The following is a 23,720-nucleotide window of genomic DNA, read 5'->3' on the forward strand; positions in this document are numbered from 1 at the left end:
ACCCCCTTGTCGGTCAGCCAGGTGGCGCCTGGCTTGGCGTAGTGCCTACTGCAACAGCCCCATCAGCGGGTCGGAGATACCGACGACCTGCATCGCCACCAGCCCGATCAGCCCCGCCGCGAGCACATAGTAGATGGTCGGCAGGATGGTCTTGCGAATGGTGATGCCCTCGCGTCCCAGCAGGCCCACGGTGGCCGAGGCGGCTACCACGTTGTGGATGGCGATCATGTTGCCGGCGGCGGCGCCGACGGCCTGAAGCGCCACCATCAGCGCGGTGGACACACCGAGTTGCTGGGCCACGTTGAACTGGAAGTCTGCCAGCATCAGGTTGGACACGGTGTTGGAGCCGGCGATGAAGGCACCCAGCGCGCCGACGGCAGGAGCGAACAGCGGATAGATGTCGCCGACACCGTTGGCCACCGCGGTGGCCATGGCCACCGGCATGGAGGCCAGATCCGCGCCGTTGACGCCGGAGTTGATCAGAATGCGCACCATGGGGATGGTGAACACCAGCACGAAGCCGGCGCCCAGCAGGGTACGGCTGGATTCACTGAAGGCCGCCTTGAGCTGATTGCCGTTCATGCGATGCATCAGAGCGGTGATCAGCACCACCATCAGCAGGATTCCGCCGGGCAGGTAGAGTGGCTGCAGGCTGCCGGAGATACCGGCCTCACCCAGGATGTCGCTGAAGCCCAGGCTTACCGAGGTCAGTGCCTGCTTGAACGGCTCGATGGTACGTGACGCCACCAGCAGTACCGCCAGCAGCACGTAGGGCAGCCAGCCCATGAAGGTGCTCATCGGTGCGCGGCCCACGACCTCGTCGGCCTTGATGCTGAGCTTGCCGATCCAGTGGGCAGGCCAGCTGTCACTTTCCGGGAAGTCCCAGCTCTTTTCGGGAATCAGGAAACCGCGACGGGCGGCCGGGACCACGATGGCAAGGCCTACCATGGCGCCGATCATCGACGGGAATTCGGGGCCCAGGAAGACTCCAGCCAGGGCGTAGGGCACCACGAAGGCGACGCCTGCGAAGATCGCGAAGGGAGCAATCGCCAGGCCTTCCTTCCAGGAGCGGTTGGCACCGAAGAAGCGTACCATGACGCTGACCATGATCAGCGGCATCAGCACACCGACCACGGCATGCACCAGCGCGACTTCTCCGGCAATCAGGCGGAAGTACTCCATCCAGGTGGAGCCACCGGCTTCCAGCGTCTCGGTGATGCCGACCCTGTCCAGGCCACCGGCGACACCGACCACGATGGGGGTGCCGACAGCGCCGAAGGACACCGGAGTGGACTGGATCATCATGCCCACCACCACAGCGGCAAGTGCCGGGAAGCCCAGCGCGACCATCAGCGGGGCGGCCACCGCCGCCGGCGTGCCGAAGCCCGAGGCGCCCTCGATGAAGCAGCCGAACAGCCAGGCCACGATGATCGCCTGGACGCGGCGGTCCGGGCTGATGCCGGAGAAGCCATTGCGAATGGCGGCGATACCGCCGGAGTGCTTCAGGGTGTTGAGCAGCAGGATGGCGCCGAAGATGATCCACAGGATCGCCACGGTCAGGATCAATCCTTGCAGGGTCGAGGCCAGGACCCGTGTGAAGGTCATGTCCCAGGCCACCAGGGCAATCAGCGCGGTGACCAGAAAGACGATGGGCATGGCGACCTTGGCGGCCATGCGCATGCCGATCAGCAGGATGCCGGCCAGTATGAGCGGCACAAAGGCTATCAAGGCTAGAGTGGTGTCGGTCATGGTGTTGGGGTCTCTTGTCGTGTCCTTGTTTGTAATATCCGTTGTGTCGAAGTTGGCGGTCTCACGCCGGGGTAAGGCTCGGACAAGGCGGCACGATAAGCCGACTAGCGAAATCGTTCTAGACTGGGATATTGGTCAGACCAATGCAGTGCTGATGACTCCTCGTCCGATCATTCTTCAAATTTATTGTTTAACAGTAGGTTAGAGTCGACAAAGCCGCTGGAGGCGGGTGCGAACGAGGCTAGTTTCTTAGACTAATGGACAGGTTTGTCTCCATCCCTCAGGAAATCATGGCGTTGGCGAGGTGGGCGGTTGATGGCACTATCGGCAGACATTCCCCTTCTAGAGGTATCTGGCATGGCCCTGGTGATGTACGACCTGTGTGGCATCGACGAATCACTGCGTTTTTCTCCCTTCTGCTGGCGAGCCAAGCTGGCCATCGCACACAAGGGACTCGAGGTGGAGGCGCGGCCCTGGTGCTTTACCGAAAAGGAAAAGCTCGAATTCACGGACCATGACAAGGTCCCGGTGCTGATCGATGGCGACGAAGTGATCACCGACAGTTTCGAGATCCTGCGTTACCTGGATCGTGCCTACCCTGAGGCCCCGACGCTGCTTGGCGGTCCCTTGGCCGAATCCCGCGCCCGCTTTTTCAAGCACTACAGCGAGCGCGCCCTGCAGCTGCCGATCCTGCGTACCATCGTGATGGACCTGATGAACGCCATCCATCCCAAGGACCGCGACTACTTCCGCACCACTCGTGAAAAACGCCTGGGCATGACGCTGGAGCAGTTCCATTCTCCGGCCAAGGGGCTCAGCCAGCTCGATAGCGCCCTGGAGCCCCTGCGTGGCCAGCTGTCGGGAAGCGACTTCATCGATGGCGATGCGCCCGGTGCGGCGGACTATCTGGTGTTTGCCAACTTCATGTGGGCGCGTTCGGTGTCCACCGCGGATCTGGTGTCCAATGCCGATCCGGTCTACGCCTGGATCGAGCGGATGCTTGATGCCAATGGCGGTGTCGGCCGCAACGCGGTGCGCATCTGTGATATCGAAGGCGCCTATCGCGCCTGACCCTTGCTGCCGAGCGAGGCGACGCCCTGAATTCGTCGTCTCGCTCTTTGCTCTCTGCTCTGTCTCGCACTCTGCTCTCTGCTCTCCGCTCTCTGCTCTCTGCTCTCTGCTCTCTGCTCTCTGCTCGCGACTCTCGACTCTCGACTCCTCGTTGCGCTTCCCTCCTCAGTTTCCTTCGGTAAGCTTTCGCCTTTAGTCTGCGGCGATCATGACCCCTCGGTTATTACCGCATGTCGATCATGGCTTTAGAGGATCGCCGGCAAGGGCCCTCGTCTTGGCTAATCTTGCAGATATCTTTTGGAAGGCCATCGGACAACGCTGCGGTAGCTGTACCGAGCTGGTGAATCTGCTTGCAAGTTGCTCCGGTGGCCCGTCGGAAATGGCGAAGCAGCGGTCTTGTGTTTGATGACGAAACTGTCGATTGTCGCTATTGACGACTGTCGTTATTAGCGATTGTTCTTGTCGTTATTTCTTACAAAAGCGTGTTTGTTGTGCTTCTGGAGCTGGCGCCGCTGCTGTCATCAGAGCGTCAATCATCTACTGCTATGGTGCGAATGGTGCGCCGCTGGGTAGATACTGAGAATGCTGGGTGACTATACCCGCGTTAGTGTAATTAGTGGCTCGTATATGCCTTATATGATGTTGCGGTGCAGCAAGGTGCGTTCTAGTCTTCACATGCGAGACGATTCTGTGCTCGTTTGAAGGCGATATGTAACCGGTGCAGCACAAGATACTGCCAGGCTGCCTCGTCTCGTCGTTGTTACGGCGGTCAGGCTGCCCGTGGGCCGAGCGTGCTGGCATACCTATAGGGAGTACCAACATGAGCGAGAACAAGGCAATGCCGACAATGGAAAACATGATCCCCTCCATGGACAAATTGTTGAGTCCGTGGCGTGAGGGGAGCCTGCTGACGCTGGAGTATTCTCAGAAGATGCTGGATGTGCGTTTCAAGACCATGGACTCCGCCATGAAGGCAGGTATCGCACAGGCCCGGTCCTGGTGCGAAGTGCGCGATGCCGAAAGTCTGAAGAACGCCAGCCAGTCCCAGCAGGAAACCCTGTCGGTGATCGGAGAGAGCCTGCGCGAGGAGAGCGAGACGTTGCTCAAGTTGAGCAAGGAGTACCAGGAAAAGTGTCAGGGAGTGGCCAAGGAAGCGCTGGATTCGGCCAAGGAGTAGCGGCGAAGCTGGTACGTTCTGGACGCCAGGGGCGTCGGCTGGAGACATCGGCTAGCGTCATCGTCGAGGAATATTGCCCGCAGACACGGCCCTGAGACACGGCCCGGATACATGGCTCGGCGATATGGCCCGGAGATATCGACGTCGACATGTCGATGATGACACCGGCAGGCTCAAGCAGAGATATCAAAAAAGAAGAATGGAGCCAGCAGGAACGTCACCAGCAAGCGTTTAGCTAGCAGGAAATTAGCTAGAAAGAGATTAGCTAGAAAGAGATTAGTCAGAAGTAAATAAAGCAGTAAAAAGATGCCTGGCCCCGAGCGACAGGCGCTGCGCAAGTCGCGGAAAGGTGGGCACGAGCGTAATGGTCCCGCCTTGGGTGCAGTTTCAGCATGGTCGTGAGATGAGGTAGTGCAACTCAAGCGAGAGCGACGAGCCCCAGAAGTGAGGTAGCGCAACTCTACTGTCGTGCAGCTGGCAGGGCCCAGAGCATGACCCGGTGGTTCGCTGAACGTCACGTAAAAGGGTCTGGTAGGCCGCCATCCACATGGGGCCGTTCGTCTACAACCAGCCCGGACGCGAAAAGCGTGACGATTTCAGGATGACGAGAGCGCCAAGGCCTCTGGTCATCGACGTAGGGTTTGGCGGCCGGTCACCAGGTGACCGGCCGTTTTTGTGTGCTTGCTACTTCAGCTAGCGCGATCTTCCAGTCGGAACCGAGCGATCCGATTGATCTGCACCACGGCTTCCTGCCTTTCCTGCTCGGCTGAGTTGTTCAGGCGCTGTTCGAAGGCGGCGAGGATGGTGTGCCGATTGCCGCCCTTGACCGCCATGATGAAGGGAATACCAAAACGCGCCTTGTAGCTTTCGTTGAGGCGGGTGAAGCGCTCCAGCTCCTCCGGGGTGCACTGGTCCAGCCCGGCCCCGGCCTGCTCGCGGGTGGAGTCGTTGGTCAACTCGCCTGCGGCGGCAGCCTTGCCGGCAAGATCAGGGTGCGCCCGGATGACCTGCAGCTGTTCCTCCGGGGAGGCGTCGCTGAGGACCTGGCCCATGTGCTCGGCAAGACGTACCGGGTCGTCATGCTGCTCGTTCAGGCCACGATCGAAGGCACGCTCCGCCACCCAGGGTGAGTGCTCGAAGACGTCTCCGTAGGTGGTCACGAATTGGGTCTTGTCCATCTGGCTGGGGCGTTGGGTGAGGCTAGGCATGGGGAGTGGCTCCTGTCATGACGGCAAGGTAGATGGGGACGAGCATAGCTCTGATGACTCGTTGGTGTCGGTCACACCTTGTTGGCAGCGGGCGTAGGCGCAGACGGCAAGAGGTCGGTCGAGCCTCTGTTGCTGTCGGCAAACACCAGGCAGCTATGCATGCTCAAACTGTATACAAAAAATAGTTTGAAATGTACTCTTAATTTGGTCAATGATGTATGTTGTCATGGTTCCACACCACCATGCACTGGTTCCGCCATGCCGGCATCACTGAAGTCACCTTCGTGTTGCTGCAAGCCACGACCGGCGAAAGCCTCTGGCCAGGTGTGACGAGAGACGATGATGCTCCATATCAGTGATTCACTTTAGCCAGTCCAGGACTGGATACATTGACCCGCTGATCGACCCGCTGATGACCCGCGAGAGGGGAGGACACTTATGGGACGCCTGACCACCCATGTACTGGATACCGCGCTTGGCCGCCCAGGCCAGGGGATTCGTATTGAGCTCTTCCGCATCCTTGGCGACGAACGTCAGCGCCTCGGGGAGACGATGACCAACGATGACGGGCGCTGCGATAGCCCGATCCTCGAAGGCGACGACTTCGTCGAAGGAGAGTACGAACTGCTGTTTCACGCCGGTGACTATCTGCGCGCCCTGGGTGTCGAGGCCTCGGAGCCGCGTTTCCTCGATCGGATTCCCCTGAGATTCGGCGTGGCGGATGCCAGTGAGCACTACCATGTGCCGCTCTTGCTGTCGCCTTATAGCTACTCCACCTACCGCGGAAGCTGAGCGTCATCGAGCACGATCAACCAGGCAGCCATCGATACTGACTGCCTTCCAACAACAACTGAAGTCGGGATAGGGCCATGTCATCGTACCTGTTGGACGTGAGCAATTTTCTGCTGCGCTGGCTGCATGTCATCGCGGCCATCGCCTGGATAGGCGAGTCGATCTACTTTGTCATGCTGGACAACTCGTTGAAGACCCCCAAGGACGAAGAAGACCGCGGCAAGGGTGTGTTCGGCGAAATGTGGGCGGTCCACGGGGGCGGCTTCTACCACAATCAGAAATACGCCACGGCGCCGGCCAAGCTGCCGGACGATCTGCACTGGTCCTTCTGGAAGGCCTATACCACCTGGCTGTCCGGTTTTGCGCTGTTCGTGATTCTGTACATGGCCAACCCCAGTTTCTACCTGGTCAACCCCCAGAGTCCCTGGGAGTGGGCCGCCAATCTGTCCGGCTGGCAGGCCAATGTGGTGGCGCTGCTGTTCCTGCTCGGTGGCTGGGTCGTCTACAACGAGATGTGCAAGCGTGTCAGCCCCAATATGGAGCGCGATGGCCTCTTGAGCCTGGGTGTCGCCGTCATGATGGTGGTGGTGGCCTATCTCAGCGTGCATATCTTCGCCGGACGTGCCGCCTTCCTGCTGACCGGTGCCGTCATGGCCACCGCCATGTCCGCCAACGTCTTCTTCTGGATCATTCCGGGTCAGCGCCGCATGGTGAAGGCGATGAAGGCGGGCGAGACGCCCAACCCCCTGGACGGCAAGCGCGGCAAGCAGCGCTCGGTGCACAACACCTACTTCACCCTGCCGGTGGTGCTGCTGATGATCAGCAACCACTATTCCTTCGCCTATACCAGCGACTGGGCCTGGGTGATCATGGCGCTCTTGATCTTTGCCGGCGCCCTGATTCGCCAGTACTTCGTGCTGATGCACAGCGGTCAGCACAAGCCGAGTTACCCGGCCGCCGGGGTGGCGCTGATTCTGGTGGCCTTCGCGGTGGGGGCTCCGAGCCTGACGACCAGTCCGGCCGCCGACAACGCCAACAGCGGCAGCAGTGCACCGGTTGCAGCAGACGCTTCGCCGTTGGCCCAGGTGCATGCTGTCATGCAGGAGCGCTGTGTCAGCTGCCACGCCGCCCAGCCCGCCCACGCCGGATTCACCGCTCCGCCCGCCGGTGTGGCGCTGGAAACCGAGGCCCAGGTCGAGCAGCAGAAGGCCGCGATCCAGCAGGTGGTCGCCAGCGGCTATATGCCGCTTGGCAACCTGACCCAGATGACCGACGAGGAGCGCGCTCTGGTCGCCAACTGGGGCGAATAGAGGCCAGGATGAGCCGCAGTTGCCCCGGCGAGACGCGGGGAACTGCGGTTCTTTCCTGTCGGTATATCTCGTATACAATGGGGATATATTGCATCCGAGGACAGTGTCGATGAATCAGCGCGTGAAGCCTTCGCCCCCCGCCTCACCGGCCCCCAGACAGGGCAAGAACGGTGACGGCGCCGAGCGTCACGAGGCCATTCATCGCTCGATCAGCGACGCCATCATCGAGCACCGGCTCAAGCCGGGCGCACGTTTGCGCGAGGATGCCCTGTCTGAGGTGTTCGGGGTCAGTCGTACCGGCATTCGCAAGATCCTGCAGCGCCTGGCGCTGGAGCAGCTCGTCACCCTGACGCCACGCCGTGGCGCCAGCGTGACGCGTCCTACCGCTGACGAAGCCAAGGACGTGTTCGACGCCCGCCAGATGGTCGAGTGCGGGCTGATGTCGGATATCGCCAGGCGCATCACCCAGGACGACATCGTCACCCTCAAGGACATGGCCCAGCGCGAGCGGGAAGCGCTGCGCAGCGGCGAGCAGAGCGTCGCGATTCGCCTGTCCGCCGACTTCCACACCTATCTGGCCCGGGTCTCCGGCAACCGCACCCTGGCGGATTTCGTCGAGCGCCTGTGTTCGCGCAGTTCGCTGATTCTGGCCGTCTACGGCAACGCCGGGCACCTGGGCTGCGAGTCACATGACCATCAGGATCTGATCCAGTACCTGGAAGACGGCAAGGGCGAGCGCGCCGCCGCCTTCATGGGCCGCCACCTCAAGGCCATCGAGGCCTCGTTGTCGATCGTCGAGGAAGAGGACGAGGCGCCCAACCTGTTCGATATCTTTGCGCCCTGACGCTCACCGCGTCTCTAGAATGCCTGGCTCCGAAACGACAAGGCTCCCAGCGATCGCCGGGAGCCTTGTTGCTGGTTGGTTGCCGAGAGCTGCTCGAAGAAGCTCGGCTACCGGGCCTAGTCTCAGTGGGCCGTCACCGCCTGCTTGTGCTGGCGCATCAGCGCGTAGTAGATAGCGCCACCGAGTGCTGCCCCCATCATCCAGCCGAAGCCGGCCAGTCCTTGCAGGGCCGGCACCACTACCGTCGCCAGCGAAAAGATCGCGGCCAGCGCAAAGGCCACCACGGCGCGCAGGTTCCAGCCGTTGGTGTAGGTGTAGGCGTCGCCTTCACGGGACGAGAACAACGCCTGGACGTCGAGTCGGCGGCCCTTGATCAGGTAGAAGTCGACCACAATGATGCCGTAGAACGGAGCGACGATGGCACCCACGGCGTTGACGAAGCCGGGCACGCCGATCTGGCTGATCACCGAGACCCACAACGCGCCGACGAAGAACGCCACGCAGGCGGTGATCAGGCCGCCGACCTTGAAGCTGATCACCCGAGGAAAGAGGTTGGCCAGGTCGTAGGCCGGGGGAATGAAGTTGGCCACCAGGTTGATGCCGACGGTGGCGGCGAAGAAGGTGACCGCCGCCAGCAGCGTCAACGGCAAGGCGTCGACCCGTTCGACGATATCGGTGGGGTTGGTCAGGGCCTCGCCGAACAGCACCAGGGTACCGGCGGTGATGATCAGCGCGATAAAGGAGAAGAAGGCGACGTTGAGGGGAAGCCCCAGCAGGTTGCCAAGCTTCATCTGACGTTCGGTTCTGACGAAGCGGGTAAAGTCGCCGAAGTTGATCACCACGGCGGCGAAGTAGGCCACCATGGTACCGACCACGGCAGCGAAGGCGCCGATGCCACCACCGCCTTCCCCACTGGCCGAAAAGATGGTGCCCACCGCAGGCAGCAGCTCGCTGCCGGCCTGCCACCAGACCACCACCATCAACGCCACCATGACCACGTAGACCAGCGGCCCTGCCCAGTTGAGGAAGTGCTTGATACGCTCGATCCCCGACCAGAAGATCGCGATCTGAAACAGCCACACCAGCACGAAGGATAGCCAGGCGACCGGTGACAGACCGAGCATGCCGGCCCCGCCGTCGGTACCGATCAGGGCGGTGATCATCAGGGTGACGGCGGTGGAGGCGAAGTAGGTCTGGACGCCGTACCAGAAGATCCCGACCAGGGCTCGCAACAGCGCCGGCAGGTTGGAGCCGCGCACGCCCAGGCTCGCCCGCACCATGACCGGGAAGGGGATGCCGTAGCGCACGCTGGGGGCACCGGTCAGATTGACCAGAAACATCACGATCACCCCGGCCAGGATGATCGCCGCCATCACCGCCCAGCCGCTCAGGTTGTAGGACAAGAACAGCGAGGCGGCCAGGGTGTAGCCGAACAGGCTCTGGATGTCGTTGGACCAGACGTTGAAGATCTCGAAGGCGCCCCAGTTGCGCCGAGCGTGGGGCAGCGGGGCCAGGTCCTCGTTGTACAGGTCCGGATCGACCCGGGAGGTATCGAGGCTTAGATCGTCATGGGACATAAAGGTGTCTCTTGTTGTTGGAGAGATGGAATGACATGGAGACGACGAGGCCAGAGGCCCCGTCGATAGCTGTACTGATAGGTAGTGTTACTGAGTAAAGCGCTGGCAGCCCTTCCAGTAGCGCATCAGCAGCAGGTAGGTGAGGCCCGCCGGGATCAGGCTTGCGTACCAGGACACCGTGGGCATGCTGAAGGCGGCGACGACACCCACCGCGGTGGCGATGAAGGCGGCCAGATTGACGCCACGGTAAGGGCCGTTCTCGTCGTACAGCTTGTCCAGATCCAGGGTGCGGCGGCGAATCAGGTAGTAGTCCACCACCAGCACCGCGAAGATCGGGCCGAGGAAGGAGGAGTAGGTCTGCACGAACACCTGCAGGCCGGCGGCGGACTCGTCCTTGACCAGCTCCCAGGGAAAGGTCGCGAAGGCCAGCAGGCCGACGACCACCGTCGCCTTGCGAAAGCTCATCTTGAAGGTGTCCATCAGCACGTAGGTGGGCGGCACCACGTTGTTGAGCACGTTGGTGGTGACCTGGGCGAAGGCGATGAACAGCAGGGTGGTCATCAACAGCGGAGTGTTGTCCACGGCGTTGGCGAAGACCTTGATCGGGTCGGCCACGCCGGTGGCCTCGGACACCATGTAGCCGATCAACCCCATGAACAGCGTGCACGGCAGGATCGACATGGCGTAGATGGTGGTCAACAGACCCGGCCCGGTGCCCTTGACGTGCTCGCGGGAGTAGTCGCTGACATTGAGCATCATGGTCGAGTAGATGCCCAGAAACAGCATGGTGGCACCCCAGAAAGGCAGCCCCCAGGAGCCTTCCATGGTCAACAGGTTGGCCGACAGGGCATCGCCGTAGCGGACCACGGTGCTGTAGAACATGTAGACCAGCGAGGCCAGGATGAAGGCGCTACCCACGTTCTCCAGCCACTTGATGCCCTGGAAGCCGAGCACCGACAGGCCGATCTGCAGAAACTGAAAGCCGATGAAGAACACGATCAGGTTGTCGTAGCCGAACAGGGTGGCCGACACCAGATTCAGGGCGCCCGCTCCGATCCAGCTCTGAAAGCCGTACCAGACGATGGCCGGCACCGCCCTGACCAGTCCTGGCAGACGAGTGCCCTGGAAACCGAAGGCGCTGCGCGCCTGGACCATGAAGGGAATGCCGTACTTGTAGCCCGCGGCGCCATTGATGGCCAGGGCGATGCCGATGACGAAACAGCCGATGGCGATGGCCACCGTGGCCTGGATCAGGTTGAGGGTGCCGACCACGCTGGAGCCCATGGTGAAGGTGCCGATCGAGACGCAGCCACCGAACCAGGCCAGCAGGTAGGAGGTGCGCCCCATGATACGGGTCTTCTGGGGGGCCAGCGATTCGTCGCCGACGCTCTTGGTGGTGGCCTCGGCGACGCCCTGGGGCTCGCCTGGCCGGGAAGTGGAAGTGGTCATCTTGGACCTCGCTCGTTGTGGATTGTTATGGGTCAAGCCTTGTCATGCGGTCAGGGGGCAGAGGGAAGGGGTCAGCGGCCGGTGGTCTCCAGATCCAGATGGGACAGATGCTGGAAGGTGCCACTGAAAGCCTTGGGTCGGGGAAAGGCGAGGTCACCGGTCTTGCAGGTGCCAAGGCCCAGCCCTACCAGTGCCTCGCTCAGCTTCACCGCCGCCGTCACCCCTTCCACCACCGGCAGGCCCACCTCGCGGCTGATGGTCTCGGTCAGGTCGGCCATGCCGCCGCAGCCCAGCACGATGGCGCCGATGCCGTCCTCGTCCCTGGCACGACGGCTCTCCTCGATGATCTTGTCGAGTGCGCAGTCGCTATCGTCTTCAAGGTCCAGCACCGGGATCTCGGCGGCACGCACTCGGCGACATTGGTGGCGGAAACCGTACTGGTCGAGCAGGTGCTCGGCGATGATCACGGTGCGTCCCAGGGTGGTCACCACCGAGAAGCGCGTGCTGATCAGGCTGGCCATATGGAAGGCCGCCTCGGCGATCCCGATCACCGGTGCACGGGTGGCTTCTCGCGCCGCCAACAGGCCCGGGTCTCCGAAGCAGGCCACCACGTAGGCATCGACCTGGGCTTCCCTGTCCATGCGCAGGACTTCCTCGACCACGCCCACGGCGCTGATCGCCTCGTCGAAATGGCCCTCGATGGAAACCGGGCCACTGACCGGCTGGGAGGCGGTGATGCGCGTGCCTGGCGCGGCGATGGCACTGCCGGCGAGGCGAATCGTCTCGGTCATGCCGGCGGTGGTGTTGGGGTTGATCAGGTGGAGATGCATGCCTGTCTTCCTTCATGGACGAGGAATAGATATCTTTGTACACAAAATAGATCGATATCGGATACGCATCAAGGGCTGAATTGGTCGAACGCGGTTGGCGGGAAAACGCTTTAAAAAACAGCGTATTGAGTATTTTTGTGGTGCGAAGGTCACGATCATGAGGAGTGTAAACTGTAAGTGAATACTGGGTTGTCAATATAGTCGGTACAATATAATGGTGATTGTTGTATACAGTTTCTCGTGTATGGACTTCATGTGGCCTGTCGTCATGAACGGTATGGGCAGTGAGGGGAGGGGCGTGGGCGTTGCCTCGCGGCGAATTCTGTGGCGAGTTCTGCGGCGAGTTCTGCGGCGAAGTACGATGTGCCTTTTTCCCCTGGTAGGGGATCGATGAAGGTGTTGCCAAGAAAGTGAGTACAGTCTATTTTTAGTTTGTATACATAATGGCGTGCGGTGACGTCACGCACGGCACGCAAAGGCAGGCGCAAGCCAGGCACAAAGGAGGCGCAAGGGAGGAGCGAAGGCAGGCGCAAACGCTGCGACCGGAAGGTAGCGTTCAGCGGAAGTGTCTCGTTGAAACGATCAGCCCAAGCGCGCCATTCAGGAAGCCCCAGGCGTCGTTGCTCATGTGTCTGGCTAAAAGCGCCTGGTCCCGTGTGCCTGCCACCACGACCCGGGCACCAGGTTTCAGAAACCGTGTTTCAGGTGCCCATTCAACCGCAGGCGTCCGGGGCCGCAGGTACGCCACCTTGCTCTGTCGCCTATGTACTTGCACGCTCGCACGGCAGTGGTGGCCCCGGCCATCGCCCGACTTTCAGGAGAAGCTACCCATGACAACAACATCCTATCCGCGTGATCTGATCGGCTATGGTCGCACGCCTCCCCATGCCAACTGGCCAGGCAAGGCCAGGATCGCCGTGCAGTTCGTGCTCAACTACGAAGAGGGCGGCGAGAACTGTGTGCTCCATGGTGACGCGGGCTCCGAGCAGTTTCTGTCCGAGATCATCGGTGCCGACAGCTATCCCGATCGCCATCTGAGCATGGAATCGATCTACGAGTACGGCTCCCGTGCCGGGGTCTGGCGAGTGCTGCGGGAATTCGAGCGGCGGGGGCTGCCGTTGACGGTATTCGGAGTCGCCATGGCGCTGGAACGCCACCCTGAACTGGCCCACGCCTTCAAGGAGCTGGGGCACGAGATCGCCTGTCATGGCTATCGCTGGATCCACTACCAGCAGGTCTCGGAGAAGGTCGAGCGGGAGCACATGCGCAAGGCCATCGAGATCTTCGAGCGGCTCTACGGCGAGCGTCCTCAGGGTTGGTACACCGGCCGCGACAGCCCCAACACGCGGCGGCTGATACTCGACGAAGGCGGTTTCCTCTACGACAGCGACTACTACGGCGACGACCTGCCGTTCTGGACCTGCGAGGCCGACAGCCAGGGCCAGCACCATCCGCATCTGGTGGTGCCCTATACCCTGGACAGCAATGACATGCGCTTCGCCGCGCCCCAGGGCTTCAACACCGCCGATCACTTCTTCACCTATCTGCGTGATGCCTTCGATGTGCTCTACGCCGAGGGCGAGGACTCTCCCAAGATGCTGTCGGTGGGCCTGCACTGCCGCTTGATTGGCCGTCCGGGACGTTTTCGCGCCTTGCAGCGCTTTCTCGACCATATCGAGGCCCACGATCGGGTCTGGGTCACCCGGCGGATCGATATTGCCCGTCACTGGGCGGAGCAGTTTCCCGCGCCGACGCCGGCGCCGATCGGCTGACGCAAGCCATCGCCCTGATCTCCCCGAGTGTCGACCGCCTCGGGGAGCCCTTTCTCGCCCGTACTTCAGGAAATACCATGCTCGAATTGACCGCACATCCCCTGACGGCGGAGGCCTTCGCCCCCTTTGGCGAGGTCATCGACGCGCGCAGCTCCGCCTCCTTTCCGATCAACGCTGGCCGCACCCAGCGCCACCATGATCTGGTGCCGATCGAGACCCTGGGCGACAACGCGCGGCCGATGATCAGCCTGTTCGTCAGCCAGCCCATCGAGTTGCCGCTGACGCTGTCCTTTCTGGAGCGCCATCCTCTCGGCAGCCAGGCCTTCATGCCGTTGCATGAGGAACGCTTCATCATCGTGGTGGCTCCGGCCGGCGATAGCATCGACCCTGCCGAGGTGCGAGCCTTCGTCACCGACGGCCGTCAGGGCGTCAACTACCGCGCCGGTACCTGGCACGCCATCCAGTCCGTGCTGGAGCGTGAAGGCGAGTTTCTCGTCGTCGATCGCGGTGGTGACGGCAACAATTGCGACGAATACCCCCTCGAGATTCGCGTCACCCTGGGTGAGTGACGAGCCCCATCGACCGGGCGAAAGACACGGCTGCATGGCATACGGGCCAACAACAAGGATTTTTCAATGAGCACTTCTCAACCGACACGACACTACTATGCGCCCCGCGGTGGGCATCCGGACCAGAAGGTGATGACCACCGACAGGGCGATGTTCACCGAGGCCTTCGCGGTGATCCCCAAGGGCGTCTATCGGGACATCGTCACCAGCAAGCTGCCCCATTGGCACAACACCCGGCTGTGGGTGCTGTCACGGCCGCTGTCGGGGTTCGCCGAAACCTTCTCCCAGTACATCATGGAAGTCGGCCCGGAGGGCGGCAGTGAACGTCCGGAGCCCAACCCTCAGGCGGAAGGCGTGCTGTTTGTCGTCGAGGGGGAGCTGGAGCTGACCCTGGCGGGCCAGGTACACGTGATGGTGCCCGGCGGCTACGCCTTTATCCCCCCTGGAAGCGACTGGCAGGTGCACAATCGCAGCAAGGAAGCCGTGCGTTTCCACTGGATACGCAAGGCCTACGAACGCGTCGACGGTATCGATCTGCCCGAGCCCATCGTCACCAACGAGAACGATATCGCGCCGACGGTGATGCCGGATTGCAACGAGGTGTGGGCGACCACCCGCTTCGTCGATCCCGACGACATGCGTCACGACATGCATGTGACGGTGGTGACCTTCCAGCCCGGCGGAGTGATTCCCTTCGACGAGACCCATGTCATGGAGCACGGCCTCTACGTGCTCGAGGGCAAGGCGGTGTATCACCTCAACCAGCAATGGGTCGAGGTCGAGGCGGGTGACTACATGTGGCTGCGCGCCTTCTGCCCGCAGGCATGCTACGCCGGTGGTCCCGGTCCGTTCCGCTATCTGCTGTACAAGGACGTCAATCGGCATATGAAGCTGCCGACGCTGGACTGACCGACCAGGGCCTCGACCCGGAAAGCGAGCTCGATCGAGGCCCCCGACCCCTCACGCCCTTTACTCGGAACCTGCTGCGTGCTGCTCCTGACGCAGCAGGGTTTCCAGCGCGGGGGCCTCCATCGGGCGGTAGAGCAGGAAGCCCTGCATCAGGGTGACGCCGATTCGCTCGAGGCGAGCCTCCTTGGCGTCCTTGTCCACGCCCTCACAGATGACCTGCAGGCTCAAGTGCCGGCACAACTGGTACACCGATTCGACGACACTGGCCTGGCGGGGCAGGTGGATATCGTCGATCAGCGTCTTGTCCAGCTTGATGAAGTCCACGCCAAGCTGGCTCAGGTAGTTGAAGGAGGAGTAACCGCTGCCGAAGTCATCCAGTGCGAACTGGACGTCCATGGATTGAAACAGCTTGATATCGGAAAGCGTCCGGGGAAGGTCCTCTAGCAGGGCCTGTTCGGTGATCTCGATGCCCAGCGAGTTGACCGGGCAATCGTTGAGCGCATTGAAGAAGCATCGCCGGACGTTGCCGCTGGAAAAGAACAGTGGCGTCACGTTGATGAACAGACGCTTGGAAAACCCCGCCTCATTCCACTGCCGCACATGGTGAGCGGCAGTCCTTATCACCCAGCATTCGATGCCTTCCATGACGCCGGCGTGGTGGCGCAGCACGTCCAGAAACTGCGGGGGATGCAGCAGGCCCTGGGCATCGCGATAGCGCAGCAGGGCCTCGATGTGCTTGATGCGGTGAGTCCTGACGTCGACGATGGGCTGGAAAACCAGTTCGAGCTGGCCTTCGTTCAGCCATTTCAGGGTTCGGTCTGCCTGCTTGATACGACTCCAGCGGCTGACGTTCTCTTCCATCAGCACGATATCCAGGGCGTCATCGCCAAACGCCGAGTCGCTTGCATTGCGCGAGGGAAAAACCGGGTACTCGTCCTTGCTGGAGCGCTCGCGGTGAACATAGCGGCGCCACGCCACGCTGTATATCAGCACCCCGCAGCCGATACAGGTCAGTTGCAGCAGCATCGATGGCAGGTAGACGCCGTCGAAGGCCAGGTAGCTCGAGATCAGATAAGGCACCGCCCAGTGGACGCTGTTGGGTGGCGGCGCCACCCAGCCCATGGACATGGCGGCGTAGGCCAGGCTGGCATTGATCGTCGGCACCGAGATAAAGGCCCAGGCCATGCGCAGGTTGAACACCAGCGGTATGCCAAAGACCAGGGTCTCGCTGATGTTGAACAAGGTCAGCGGGGCGGAGATGCGCGCCAGCGACTTGTACTCCCGGCGTGAACTCACCACCAGCATCACCAGCATCAGGCACAACACCGAGCCCGCCCCGCCCGGGGTGGCGTAGAGGGTGAAGAACTCCGGCGAAGGCAGCCCCAGCACGTCACTCTTGTTCTGCAGGTATTCGAACACCCCCAGCATGGTGGCGTAGCCGTGGATGGCGAACAGCGACAGCACCTGCAGAAACATCACGAACAGGATGACCTCCAGGTGATAGGGAATACGGTCGACCAGCAGTGCATAGATGTCCTGGGCGTAGCGATCGGCAAGGGCAACGAAGACAAATCGCAGCACAATGGCCAGCATGACTGCCATGACGCCAGGCAGCACGTAGCGCAGGTTGAAGGTGATCATCTGGCTCATGACCACGCGCTGGGGATGGCTCCGGGTGTTCTCCCGGGCGAACAGCTTGAAGGTGGTGTGGGTCAGCAGGATCGCGGGGTAGATGGCGATGGTCGACCCCAGGCTGCGGGTCTGCTGGCCGACTTCGGCGTAGAGCTGGTCCCAGCCACACAGGATCCAGAACACCGGCAGCGACACCAGCATGACGGCCGGCGCTCGGATACGGTTGTGGCTGTTCAGTGACCAGCTCAACGACAGCAGGATCACTTCGGGAAACAGCTCTCCGAGATAGCGCGCCAGGTGGCTGACATAGACGGCGATGCCGGTGTCGATGCCAGCGAAGTGAAACAGATTGGCGGCCACGGTCACCGCTGCCATCACGATGACGTAGGGCAGGATCGACAGATAGGCGTTGCGAATGGCCAGCAGGGTGCGATGCGCCGACAGGCTGGACAAGCGCTCATCGATATCGCGAAAGTTGGCCATCGTGTCGATCACCGTGGCAGTCGATCTCGAGCGCCCGGTGACGCTTGCGCGCAGGAGAGCGGGGCAGGGGCAAGAGCGTCATTGGCTGGCGCACCGTGAACCGCAGGTCAAGGTTGCCTTCCCGTCTGGTCATCAGAGGCGAATAGGGAGGGTGCCCGCCAATCCGGCGGCCTGTCGTGCTTTAGACCGCACAGTTTATCGAGTATAGCCCTTCGCTGTGCGGGTGAGTGTTGCTGTTCCACTCACTCTTCTTGACGTTTCCTCTGGTTCATCCGCACGGCGCCGTGCTTTCGAACCTTTCCTTGTCCGCGCGACCGCCAGTTGTCGCGCGATTCGCCCTGATGGGTGACGCCCGTTACGGCACATCTCGCCGATCACTCGTTGTATCAGGGACTTGCCTACGCAAGTTGGCTGACGCCAATGGGCTAATGGAAAAAATTTCCAAAAATGTTTGCGGGGCGCTTGCCTGGCTGCTAGAAATAATGGAAAGAAATTCCAAAAAATCATTTTCGTATAATGTTGCAGTGCAAAAATGTATACAATAATAGATAGCTCAGGAGATGCATCATGACTCGCATGACTGCTGCCGACGCCGCTGTTCACGTACTCATCAAGGAAGGTATCGAGGTGGCCTTCGGCGTGCCCGGGGCCGCGATCAACCCCTTCTATTCGTCGATGCGACGCGTCGGCGGGATCGACCATGTGCTGGCGCGCCATGTCGAGGGCGCCTCCCACATGGCTGAAGGCTATACCCGCACCAAGGCCGGCAATATCGGGGTCTGCATCGGCACCTCCGGGCCTGCCGGGACCGACATGATCACCGGGCTCTACTCCGCCAGCGCCGACTCCATACCGATCCTCTGCATCACCGGCCAGGCTCCGGTCAGCAAGCTGCACAAGGAAGACTTCCAGGCGGTGGATATCCAGGCCATCGCCGGGCCCGTGACCAAGTGGGCGATCACCGTGCGGGAGGCGGCCCAGGTGCCGCACGCCTTCCAGCAGGCCTTCCAGATCATGCGTTCCTCGCGTCCGGGGCCGGTGCTGATCGATCTGCCCATCGACGTCCAGTTGACCGAGATCGAGTTCGATGTAGACGCCTATGAGCCCCTGGCGGCCTACAAGCCGCGGGCCAGCCGTGCCCAGTGCGAAAAGGCCCTGGGTATGCTCAACGAGGCCGAGCGCCCCTTGCTGGTGGCGGGAGGAGGCATCATCAACGCCGACGCCGCCGGCGAGCTTCAGACCCTGGCCGAGCTGCTCGGAGTGCCGGTGATTCCGACCCTGATGGGCTGGGGCGCGGTGCCGGACGATCACCCGCTGATGGCGGGCATGGTGGGGCTTCAGACCTCCCACCGCTACGGCAACGCGACACTGCTCGAGTCGGACTTCGTGATGGGGATCGGCAACCGCTGGGCCAACCGTCACACCGGCAATCTCGAGACCTACACCGAAGGCCGCACCTTCGTGCACGTCGATATCGAGCCGACCCAGATCGGGCGCATCTTCGGCCCCGACTACGGCATCGTTTCCGACGCCAAGGCGGCGCTCGAGATGATGGTCGAGGTGGCCCGCGAGTGGCGTGAACAGGGGCGGCTCAAGGATCGCAGCGGCTGGGCCGAGTCCTGCCAGGAGCGCAAGCGCACCATGCTGCGCAAGACCCACTTCGACGATGTGCCGGTGAAGCCCCAGCGGGTCTACGAGGAGATGAACAAGGTCTTCGGCCGCAACGCCCGCTACATCAGCACCATTGGCCTGTCACAGATCGCCGGTGCCCAGTTCCTGCACGTCTATCGGCCACGCCACTGGATCAACTGCGGTCAGGCAGGCCCCCTGGGCTGGACCATTCCTGCCGCCCTCGGTGTCTGCCGGGCGGACCCCGAGGCCGAGGTGGTGGCGCTGTCGGGGGACTATGACTTCCAGTTCATGATCGAGGAGCTGGCGGTGGGGGCGCAGTTCAAGCTGCCCTACGTCCACGTGCTGGTGAACAACGCCTATCTCGGCCTGATTCGCCAGGCCCAGCGCGGCTTCGACATGGACTACTGCGTGCAGCTCGCCTTCGAGAACATCAACTGCGAGGAGATCGACGGCTACGGCGTCGACCATGTGTCGGTGGTGGAGGGGCTGGGCTGCAAGGCGCTCAGGGTCAGCCGGCCCGATGACATTGCGCCGGCGTTGGAGCAGGCCCGCGAGTTGGCCCGTCAGCATCGGGTGCCGGTGGTGGTCGAGGTCATCCTCGAGCGGGTCACCAATATCGCCATGGGCACCGACCTGACCGGTATCAACGAGTTCGAGGCGCTGGCCGAGAACCTCGAGGACGCACCGAGTTCCATCGCTGCCTTGACCTGATTCAGCTCTAACTGAGAGCGACGGCCGCCGTGGTCTGGCGGTCGTCGATCGACGAAGTGTCCTACGCGCAACAGGAGATTTTCATGGCCAAGTTTGCCGCCAACCTGAGCATGCTGTTCACCGAAGTGGACTTTCTCGATCGCTTCGAGGCCGCCGCCAAGGCCGGCTTCCAGGGTGTCGAGTACCTCTTTCCCTATGACCATCCCGCCGAGGAGATCAAGGCGCGGCTCGACGCCCATGGCCTGACCCAGGTGCTGCATAACCTGCCTGCCGGCGACTGGGCCGCCGGAGAACGCGGTATCGCCTGCCATCCAGATCGCGTCGAAGAGTTTCGTGCCGGCGTCGACACCGCGATTGAGTACGCCACCACCCTGGGCTGCGGTCAGGTCAACTGTCTGGCCGGCATCGTGCCCCAGGGCGTCAGTCAGGACGAGGCTCACCGTACGCTGGTCGACAACCTGCGCTACGCCGCCAAACGCCTGGCCGACGCCGGTATCGTGCTGTTGGCCGAGCCGATCAATACCCGTGACATCCCGGGCTTCTTTCTCCATCGCACCGAACAGGCGCTGGCGCTGTTCGATGAGGTGGGCAGCGACAATCTGAAGCTGCAGTACGACATCTATCACATGCAGATCATGGAAGGGGATCTGGCGCCGACGATGGAGCGTCATCTCGCACGCATCGCCCACGTGCAGCTGGCGGACAACCCCGGACGTCACGAGCCGGGCAGTGGCGAGATCCACTATCCCTTCCTGTTCGCCCACCTCGACCGGATCGGCTATCAGGGCTGGATCGGCTGCGAGTACAAGCCGGCCACGACCACCCAGGAAGGCCTGGGCTGGTTCGACCAGGCCAGGGCGTGATCCCGATATTCGTAACCCCCTGAAATATCAGGCAAGGAGAATCACAATGAGCAAGATCGGTTTTATCGGATTGGGCATCATGGGGCGTCCCATGGCGGGACATCTGCTGGATGCTGGGCATGAGCTGGTCAGCGTCAAGCGCGGCAAGCTCGACGCGACCCTGGCGGAAAAGGGGCTCAGTGAGGTCGCAAGCCCCAGGGCCGTGGCCGAGGCCAGCGAGGTGATCATCACCATGGTCCCCGACACCCCGGATGTCGAAGACGTGCTGTTCGGCGAAGACGGCGTGATCGAAGGGCTCAAGCCCGGCACTCTGGTGATCGACATGAGCTCGATCGCGCCCCTGGCGACCCAGGAATTTGCCCGTCGTATTCACGAGGCCGGAGGCGAGTACGTCGACGCGCCGGTATCCGGCGGCGAGGGGGGCGCCATCAATGCCGCCCTGACGATCATGGTGGGCGCCACCGAGGAAGGCTTCAAGCGTGCCTTGCCGCTGTTGGAGGTGATGGGCAAGACCATTACGCATATCGGCGGCCATGGGGCCGGGCAGACCTGCAAGGTGGCCAACCAGATCGTGGTGGCGTTGACCATCGAGGCGGTGTCCGAGGGATTGCTGTTCGCCTCCAAGGCAGGTGCCGACGTGGCCAAGGTGCGTGAGTCGCTGCTGGGTGGTCTGGCCCAGTCGAAGATCCTCGACGTGCACGGCGAGCGGATGATCCAGCGGACCTTCGACCCGGGCTTCCGTATTCGCCTGCATCAGAAGGATCTCAATCTGGCGCTGGAAGGAGCGCGAGGGCTCAATCTGGCGCTGCCGGGTACCGCCAACGCTCAGCAACTGTTTCAGTCCTGTGCCGCCCTGGGTGGCAGCGACTGGGATCACGCCGGTATCGTGCGTGCCCTCGAGGCCCTGGCCGATCACGAAATCGGGCAGTAGACGGGTTCGAGCCCTCGGGCCGGCAAGGTCCGGGGGCCGGGCAGGGAGATGACTGCTCCCTGAACGGCGGGTGTGAGGTCGTCACTCGTCGGGATCGCGCAGGCGATCCTTGCTCGCCGATGGGCCCCCCCCATTTTTCCCATCGGTGAGCTCTTTTTGCTGACAGGCGACGCTTGATGCCAGGCGATGCTGACCTGAGCCCTCTCTGCCTTTCGTCCTGGGCATCTCTGTCGTATCGACGGAAAGAGGGATTGCGATAGCCTCTTGAGCAAGGCAGCCTTGAACAGGTATCACTGCTGGCGAGCCCCGCTATCACGAAAGTTTTGTAGTTTAATTACAGGCCGCGATCAAATTTTCCTGCGCTGGAATTGGCGTGCTCGAATTCCGTGATGATCCTTGTCTATCATCAGGTTGCGCCTAACCTTGGCGCATTGTATAGGTGGCGGCACCAGCATCTTGGCCTTTAGTGGTGGTCGCTACAGCGATCATTTTGTAGTAAAATTACAGGATTCGGATCTGGATGCCATCGAAGTGGCTTCCACCTATCCTGCTTGCGTCATTTTCGAACCAGTCGAGGACAGCATGAGCCAACTCCCGCATACCCCCGTACGTCGTACCAAGATCGTTGCCACCCTCGGGCCCGCCAGTGATCGTGAAGGGGTCCTGGAGGAGATGCTGCGTGCCGGCGTCGACGTGGTTCGCCTCAATTTTTCCCATGGCAGCGCCGACGACCATCGCCGCCGCCTGAACGAGGTCCGGACCATCGCCGATCGACTCGGTCGCAGTGTGGCCGCGCTGGGGGATCTTCAGGGACCCAAGATCCGCATCGCCCGCTTCGCCGAGGGGGCGGTCAATCTGGAAGAAGGCGCTGACTTCGTCATCGATGTGTCGATGGATTCCCAGGCCGGCGACGCCACTCGGGTCGGCTGCGACTACAAGGAACTGGCCGACGACGTGGCCGGTGGCGACCGTCTGTTGCTGGACGACGGCCGCGTGGTGCTGGACGTGGACCGCGTCGACGGCAGCCAGATCCATACCCGTGTGGTGGTCGGCGGCAAGCTGTCCAACAACAAGGGCATCAACAAGCAGGGCGGTGGCCTGTCGGCGCCGGCACTGACCGACAAGGACAAGGAAGACCTCAAGACCGCCATCGATATCGGCGTCGACTATCTGGCCGTGTCCTTTCCGCGTACCGCCGAGGACATGCTGGAGGCGCGTCGCCTGCTGGGCGAGGCCGGTGCCGAGATCGGCCTGGTCGCCAAGCTCGAGCGCGCCGAGGCGGTGGCCTCCGATGAGACCCTGGATGGCATCATCGAGGCCAGTGAGGCGGTGATGGTGGCGCGTGGTGACCTGGGCGTCGAGATCGGTGACGAGAAGCTGATCGGTACCCAGAAGCGCATCATCAAGCATGCCCGCAGCCACAACCGTGCGGTGATCACCGCCACCCAGATGATGGAGTCGATGATCGAGTCGCCGCTGCCCACCCGGGCCGAGGTGTTCGATGTGGCCAACGCGGTGCTGGACGCCACCGACGCGGTGATGCTGTCGGCCGAGACCGCCGCCGGCGACTACCCGGTGGAGACCATCGAAGCCATGGATCGTGTCTGTCTGGGCGCCGAGCGCGAGCGTATCGCCCAGGAGTCCGGACACCGCATCCACGAAGGCTTCGAGCGCATCGACGAGACCATCGCGCTGTCGGCGATGTACGCCGCCAACCACCTGGAGGGGGTGGCCGCCATCGCCTGCATGACCTCCACCGGTTATACGCCGCTGATCGCCTCGCGCATCCGCTCGGGCCTGCCGATCGTCGGGCTGGCCCACAACCCCATCGCCCAGCGGCGCATGGCGCTGTATCGCGGGGTCATCTCGCTGCCCTTCGACACCAGCGAAATGTCCGCCTCCGAGCTCAACGACCGTGCCCTGGAGCGTCTGGTCAACCACGGTGTGGCCGTGCCGGGGGACCACGTCATCCTGACCCGCGGCGACCACATGAACGCCCACGGTGGCACCAATACCCTGAAGATCCTGGACGTCAACGACGGTCACGTCGCTGGCTGAACCGTCACTCAGCCCGATGCACAGGTTCCGCGCCCGATCCAATGGATCGGGCGCGGTCGTTGTGGGGTGCCACCACTGGTGTATACATATGATGCGCCGAATGTGGTGCAATGGCAGAAAACGTGAGAAGGTCAAGCTTTCCAAGATGATGGG

At 62.2% G+C, this 23,720-nt stretch carries 18 protein-coding genes; 12 read left to right on the forward strand and 6 right to left on the reverse strand.

The features are described from left to right. Positions 1-45: 45 nt before the first annotated feature. The gene (locus KUW00_RS21570) at positions 46-1,749 is read right to left on the reverse strand and encodes an L-lactate permease (protein WP_108132428.1); all 1,704 of its coding nucleotides are present in this window, start codon (positions 1,747-1,749) and stop codon (positions 46-48) included. 357 nt (positions 1,750-2,106) lie between these two features. Between KUW00_RS21570 and KUW00_RS21575 the strand changes: the two genes are divergently transcribed. Both KUW00_RS21575 and KUW00_RS21580 read left to right on the forward strand, forming a co-directional pair. Continuing rightward, a complete protein-coding gene (locus KUW00_RS21575) occupies positions 2,107-2,820 on the forward strand; it encodes a glutathione S-transferase N-terminal domain-containing protein (RefSeq protein WP_108132429.1) in 714 nt (237 codons plus the stop codon). A gap of 820 nt (positions 2,821-3,640) precedes the next feature. Continuing rightward, the gene (locus tag KUW00_RS21580; protein WP_045991735.1) at positions 3,641-3,997 is read left to right on the forward strand and encodes a hypothetical protein; all 357 of its coding nucleotides are present in this window, start codon (positions 3,641-3,643) and stop codon (positions 3,995-3,997) included. A 689-nt stretch (positions 3,998-4,686) separates the two neighbouring features. On the opposite strand, the gene uraD is transcribed toward KUW00_RS21580, so the two are convergent. Beyond that, positions 4,687-5,205, reverse strand: coding sequence for a 2-oxo-4-hydroxy-4-carboxy-5-ureidoimidazoline decarboxylase (gene uraD, locus KUW00_RS21585; RefSeq protein WP_045991736.1), 519 nt, complete (start codon positions 5,203-5,205; stop codon positions 4,687-4,689). Positions 5,206-5,643: 438 nt separating this feature from the next. Between uraD and uraH the strand changes: the two genes are divergently transcribed. The 3 genes from uraH to KUW00_RS21600 all read left to right on the forward strand — a co-directional run bounded on the left by uraH (position 5,644) and on the right by KUW00_RS21600 (position 8,151). Next, positions 5,644-5,997 (forward strand): hydroxyisourate hydrolase, encoded by a 354-nt coding sequence (gene uraH / locus KUW00_RS21590; protein ID WP_045991737.1) that lies wholly within the window; start codon positions 5,644-5,646, stop codon positions 5,995-5,997. Between the two features lie 77 nt (positions 5,998-6,074). Next, on the forward strand, positions 6,075-7,307 hold the full coding sequence (locus tag KUW00_RS21595) for a urate hydroxylase PuuD (RefSeq protein ID WP_108132431.1): 1,233 nt from the start codon (positions 6,075-6,077) through the stop codon (positions 7,305-7,307). Positions 7,308-7,416: 109 nt separating this feature from the next. After that, on the forward strand, positions 7,417-8,151 hold the full coding sequence (locus KUW00_RS21600; RefSeq protein WP_083970245.1) for a GntR family transcriptional regulator: 735 nt from the start codon (positions 7,417-7,419) through the stop codon (positions 8,149-8,151). Between the two features lie 122 nt (positions 8,152-8,273). Here the strand turns inward: KUW00_RS21600 and KUW00_RS21605 are convergent, their stop codons facing one another. The 3 genes from KUW00_RS21605 to KUW00_RS21615 all read right to left on the reverse strand — a co-directional run bounded on the left by KUW00_RS21605 (position 8,274) and on the right by KUW00_RS21615 (position 12,007). After that, the gene (locus tag KUW00_RS21605) at positions 8,274-9,728 is read right to left on the reverse strand and encodes an NCS1 family nucleobase:cation symporter-1 (protein ID WP_222570103.1); all 1,455 of its coding nucleotides are present in this window, start codon (positions 9,726-9,728) and stop codon (positions 8,274-8,276) included. Positions 9,729-9,815: 87 nt separating this feature from the next. Then, positions 9,816-11,177: an NCS1 family transporter gene (locus KUW00_RS21610; RefSeq protein ID WP_108132433.1), complete on the reverse strand. Its 1,362-nt coding sequence runs from the start codon at positions 11,175-11,177 to the stop codon at positions 9,816-9,818. A 71-nt stretch (positions 11,178-11,248) separates the two neighbouring features. Continuing rightward, a complete protein-coding gene (locus KUW00_RS21615) occupies positions 11,249-12,007 on the reverse strand; it encodes an aspartate/glutamate racemase family protein (protein WP_108132434.1) in 759 nt (252 codons plus the stop codon). A gap of 830 nt (positions 12,008-12,837) precedes the next feature. Between KUW00_RS21615 and puuE the strand changes: the two genes are divergently transcribed. The 3 genes from puuE to KUW00_RS21630 all read left to right on the forward strand — a co-directional run bounded on the left by puuE (position 12,838) and on the right by KUW00_RS21630 (position 15,257). After that, positions 12,838-13,779 (forward strand): allantoinase PuuE, encoded by a 942-nt coding sequence (gene puuE, locus KUW00_RS21620; RefSeq protein WP_045995184.1) that lies wholly within the window; start codon positions 12,838-12,840, stop codon positions 13,777-13,779. A 77-nt stretch (positions 13,780-13,856) separates the two neighbouring features. Beyond that, positions 13,857-14,348, forward strand: coding sequence for an ureidoglycolate lyase (locus tag KUW00_RS21625; protein ID WP_108132437.1), 492 nt, complete (start codon positions 13,857-13,859; stop codon positions 14,346-14,348). Positions 14,349-14,414: 66 nt separating this feature from the next. After that, entirely contained in the window at positions 14,415-15,257 is an 843-nt protein-coding gene (locus tag KUW00_RS21630; protein ID WP_213229131.1) for a bifunctional allantoicase/(S)-ureidoglycine aminohydrolase, read from the forward strand. Between the two features lie 60 nt (positions 15,258-15,317). Here the strand turns inward: KUW00_RS21630 and KUW00_RS21635 are convergent, their stop codons facing one another. Continuing rightward, positions 15,318-17,372, reverse strand: coding sequence for an EAL domain-containing protein (locus KUW00_RS21635; RefSeq protein ID WP_213229133.1), 2,055 nt, complete (start codon positions 17,370-17,372; stop codon positions 15,318-15,320). A 567-nt stretch (positions 17,373-17,939) separates the two neighbouring features. On the opposite strand from KUW00_RS21635, the gene gcl reads away from it, so the two are divergent. The 4 genes from gcl to pyk all read left to right on the forward strand — a co-directional run bounded on the left by gcl (position 17,940) and on the right by pyk (position 23,567). Next, positions 17,940-19,715, forward strand: a complete 1,776-nt coding sequence (gene gcl, locus KUW00_RS21640) for a glyoxylate carboligase (RefSeq protein WP_213229135.1) — start codon at positions 17,940-17,942, stop codon at positions 19,713-19,715. 83 nt (positions 19,716-19,798) lie between these two features. Then, positions 19,799-20,578: a hydroxypyruvate isomerase gene (gene hyi, locus KUW00_RS21645; RefSeq protein WP_108132441.1), complete on the forward strand. Its 780-nt coding sequence runs from the start codon at positions 19,799-19,801 to the stop codon at positions 20,576-20,578. 19 nt (positions 20,579-20,597) lie between these two features. Next, the gene (locus tag KUW00_RS21650) at positions 20,598-21,509 is read left to right on the forward strand and encodes a 2-hydroxy-3-oxopropionate reductase (protein ID WP_331281210.1); all 912 of its coding nucleotides are present in this window, start codon (positions 20,598-20,600) and stop codon (positions 21,507-21,509) included. Positions 21,510-22,091: 582 nt separating this feature from the next. After that, on the forward strand, positions 22,092-23,567 hold the full coding sequence (gene pyk / locus KUW00_RS21655) for a pyruvate kinase (protein ID WP_045994096.1): 1,476 nt from the start codon (positions 22,092-22,094) through the stop codon (positions 23,565-23,567). Positions 23,568-23,720 lie beyond the last annotated feature (153 nt).

The sequence above is a fragment of the Halomonas sp. DP5N14-9 genome, assembly GCF_019802175.1.
Classification (GTDB): domain Bacteria; phylum Pseudomonadota; class Gammaproteobacteria; order Pseudomonadales; family Halomonadaceae; genus Halomonas; species Halomonas litopenaei.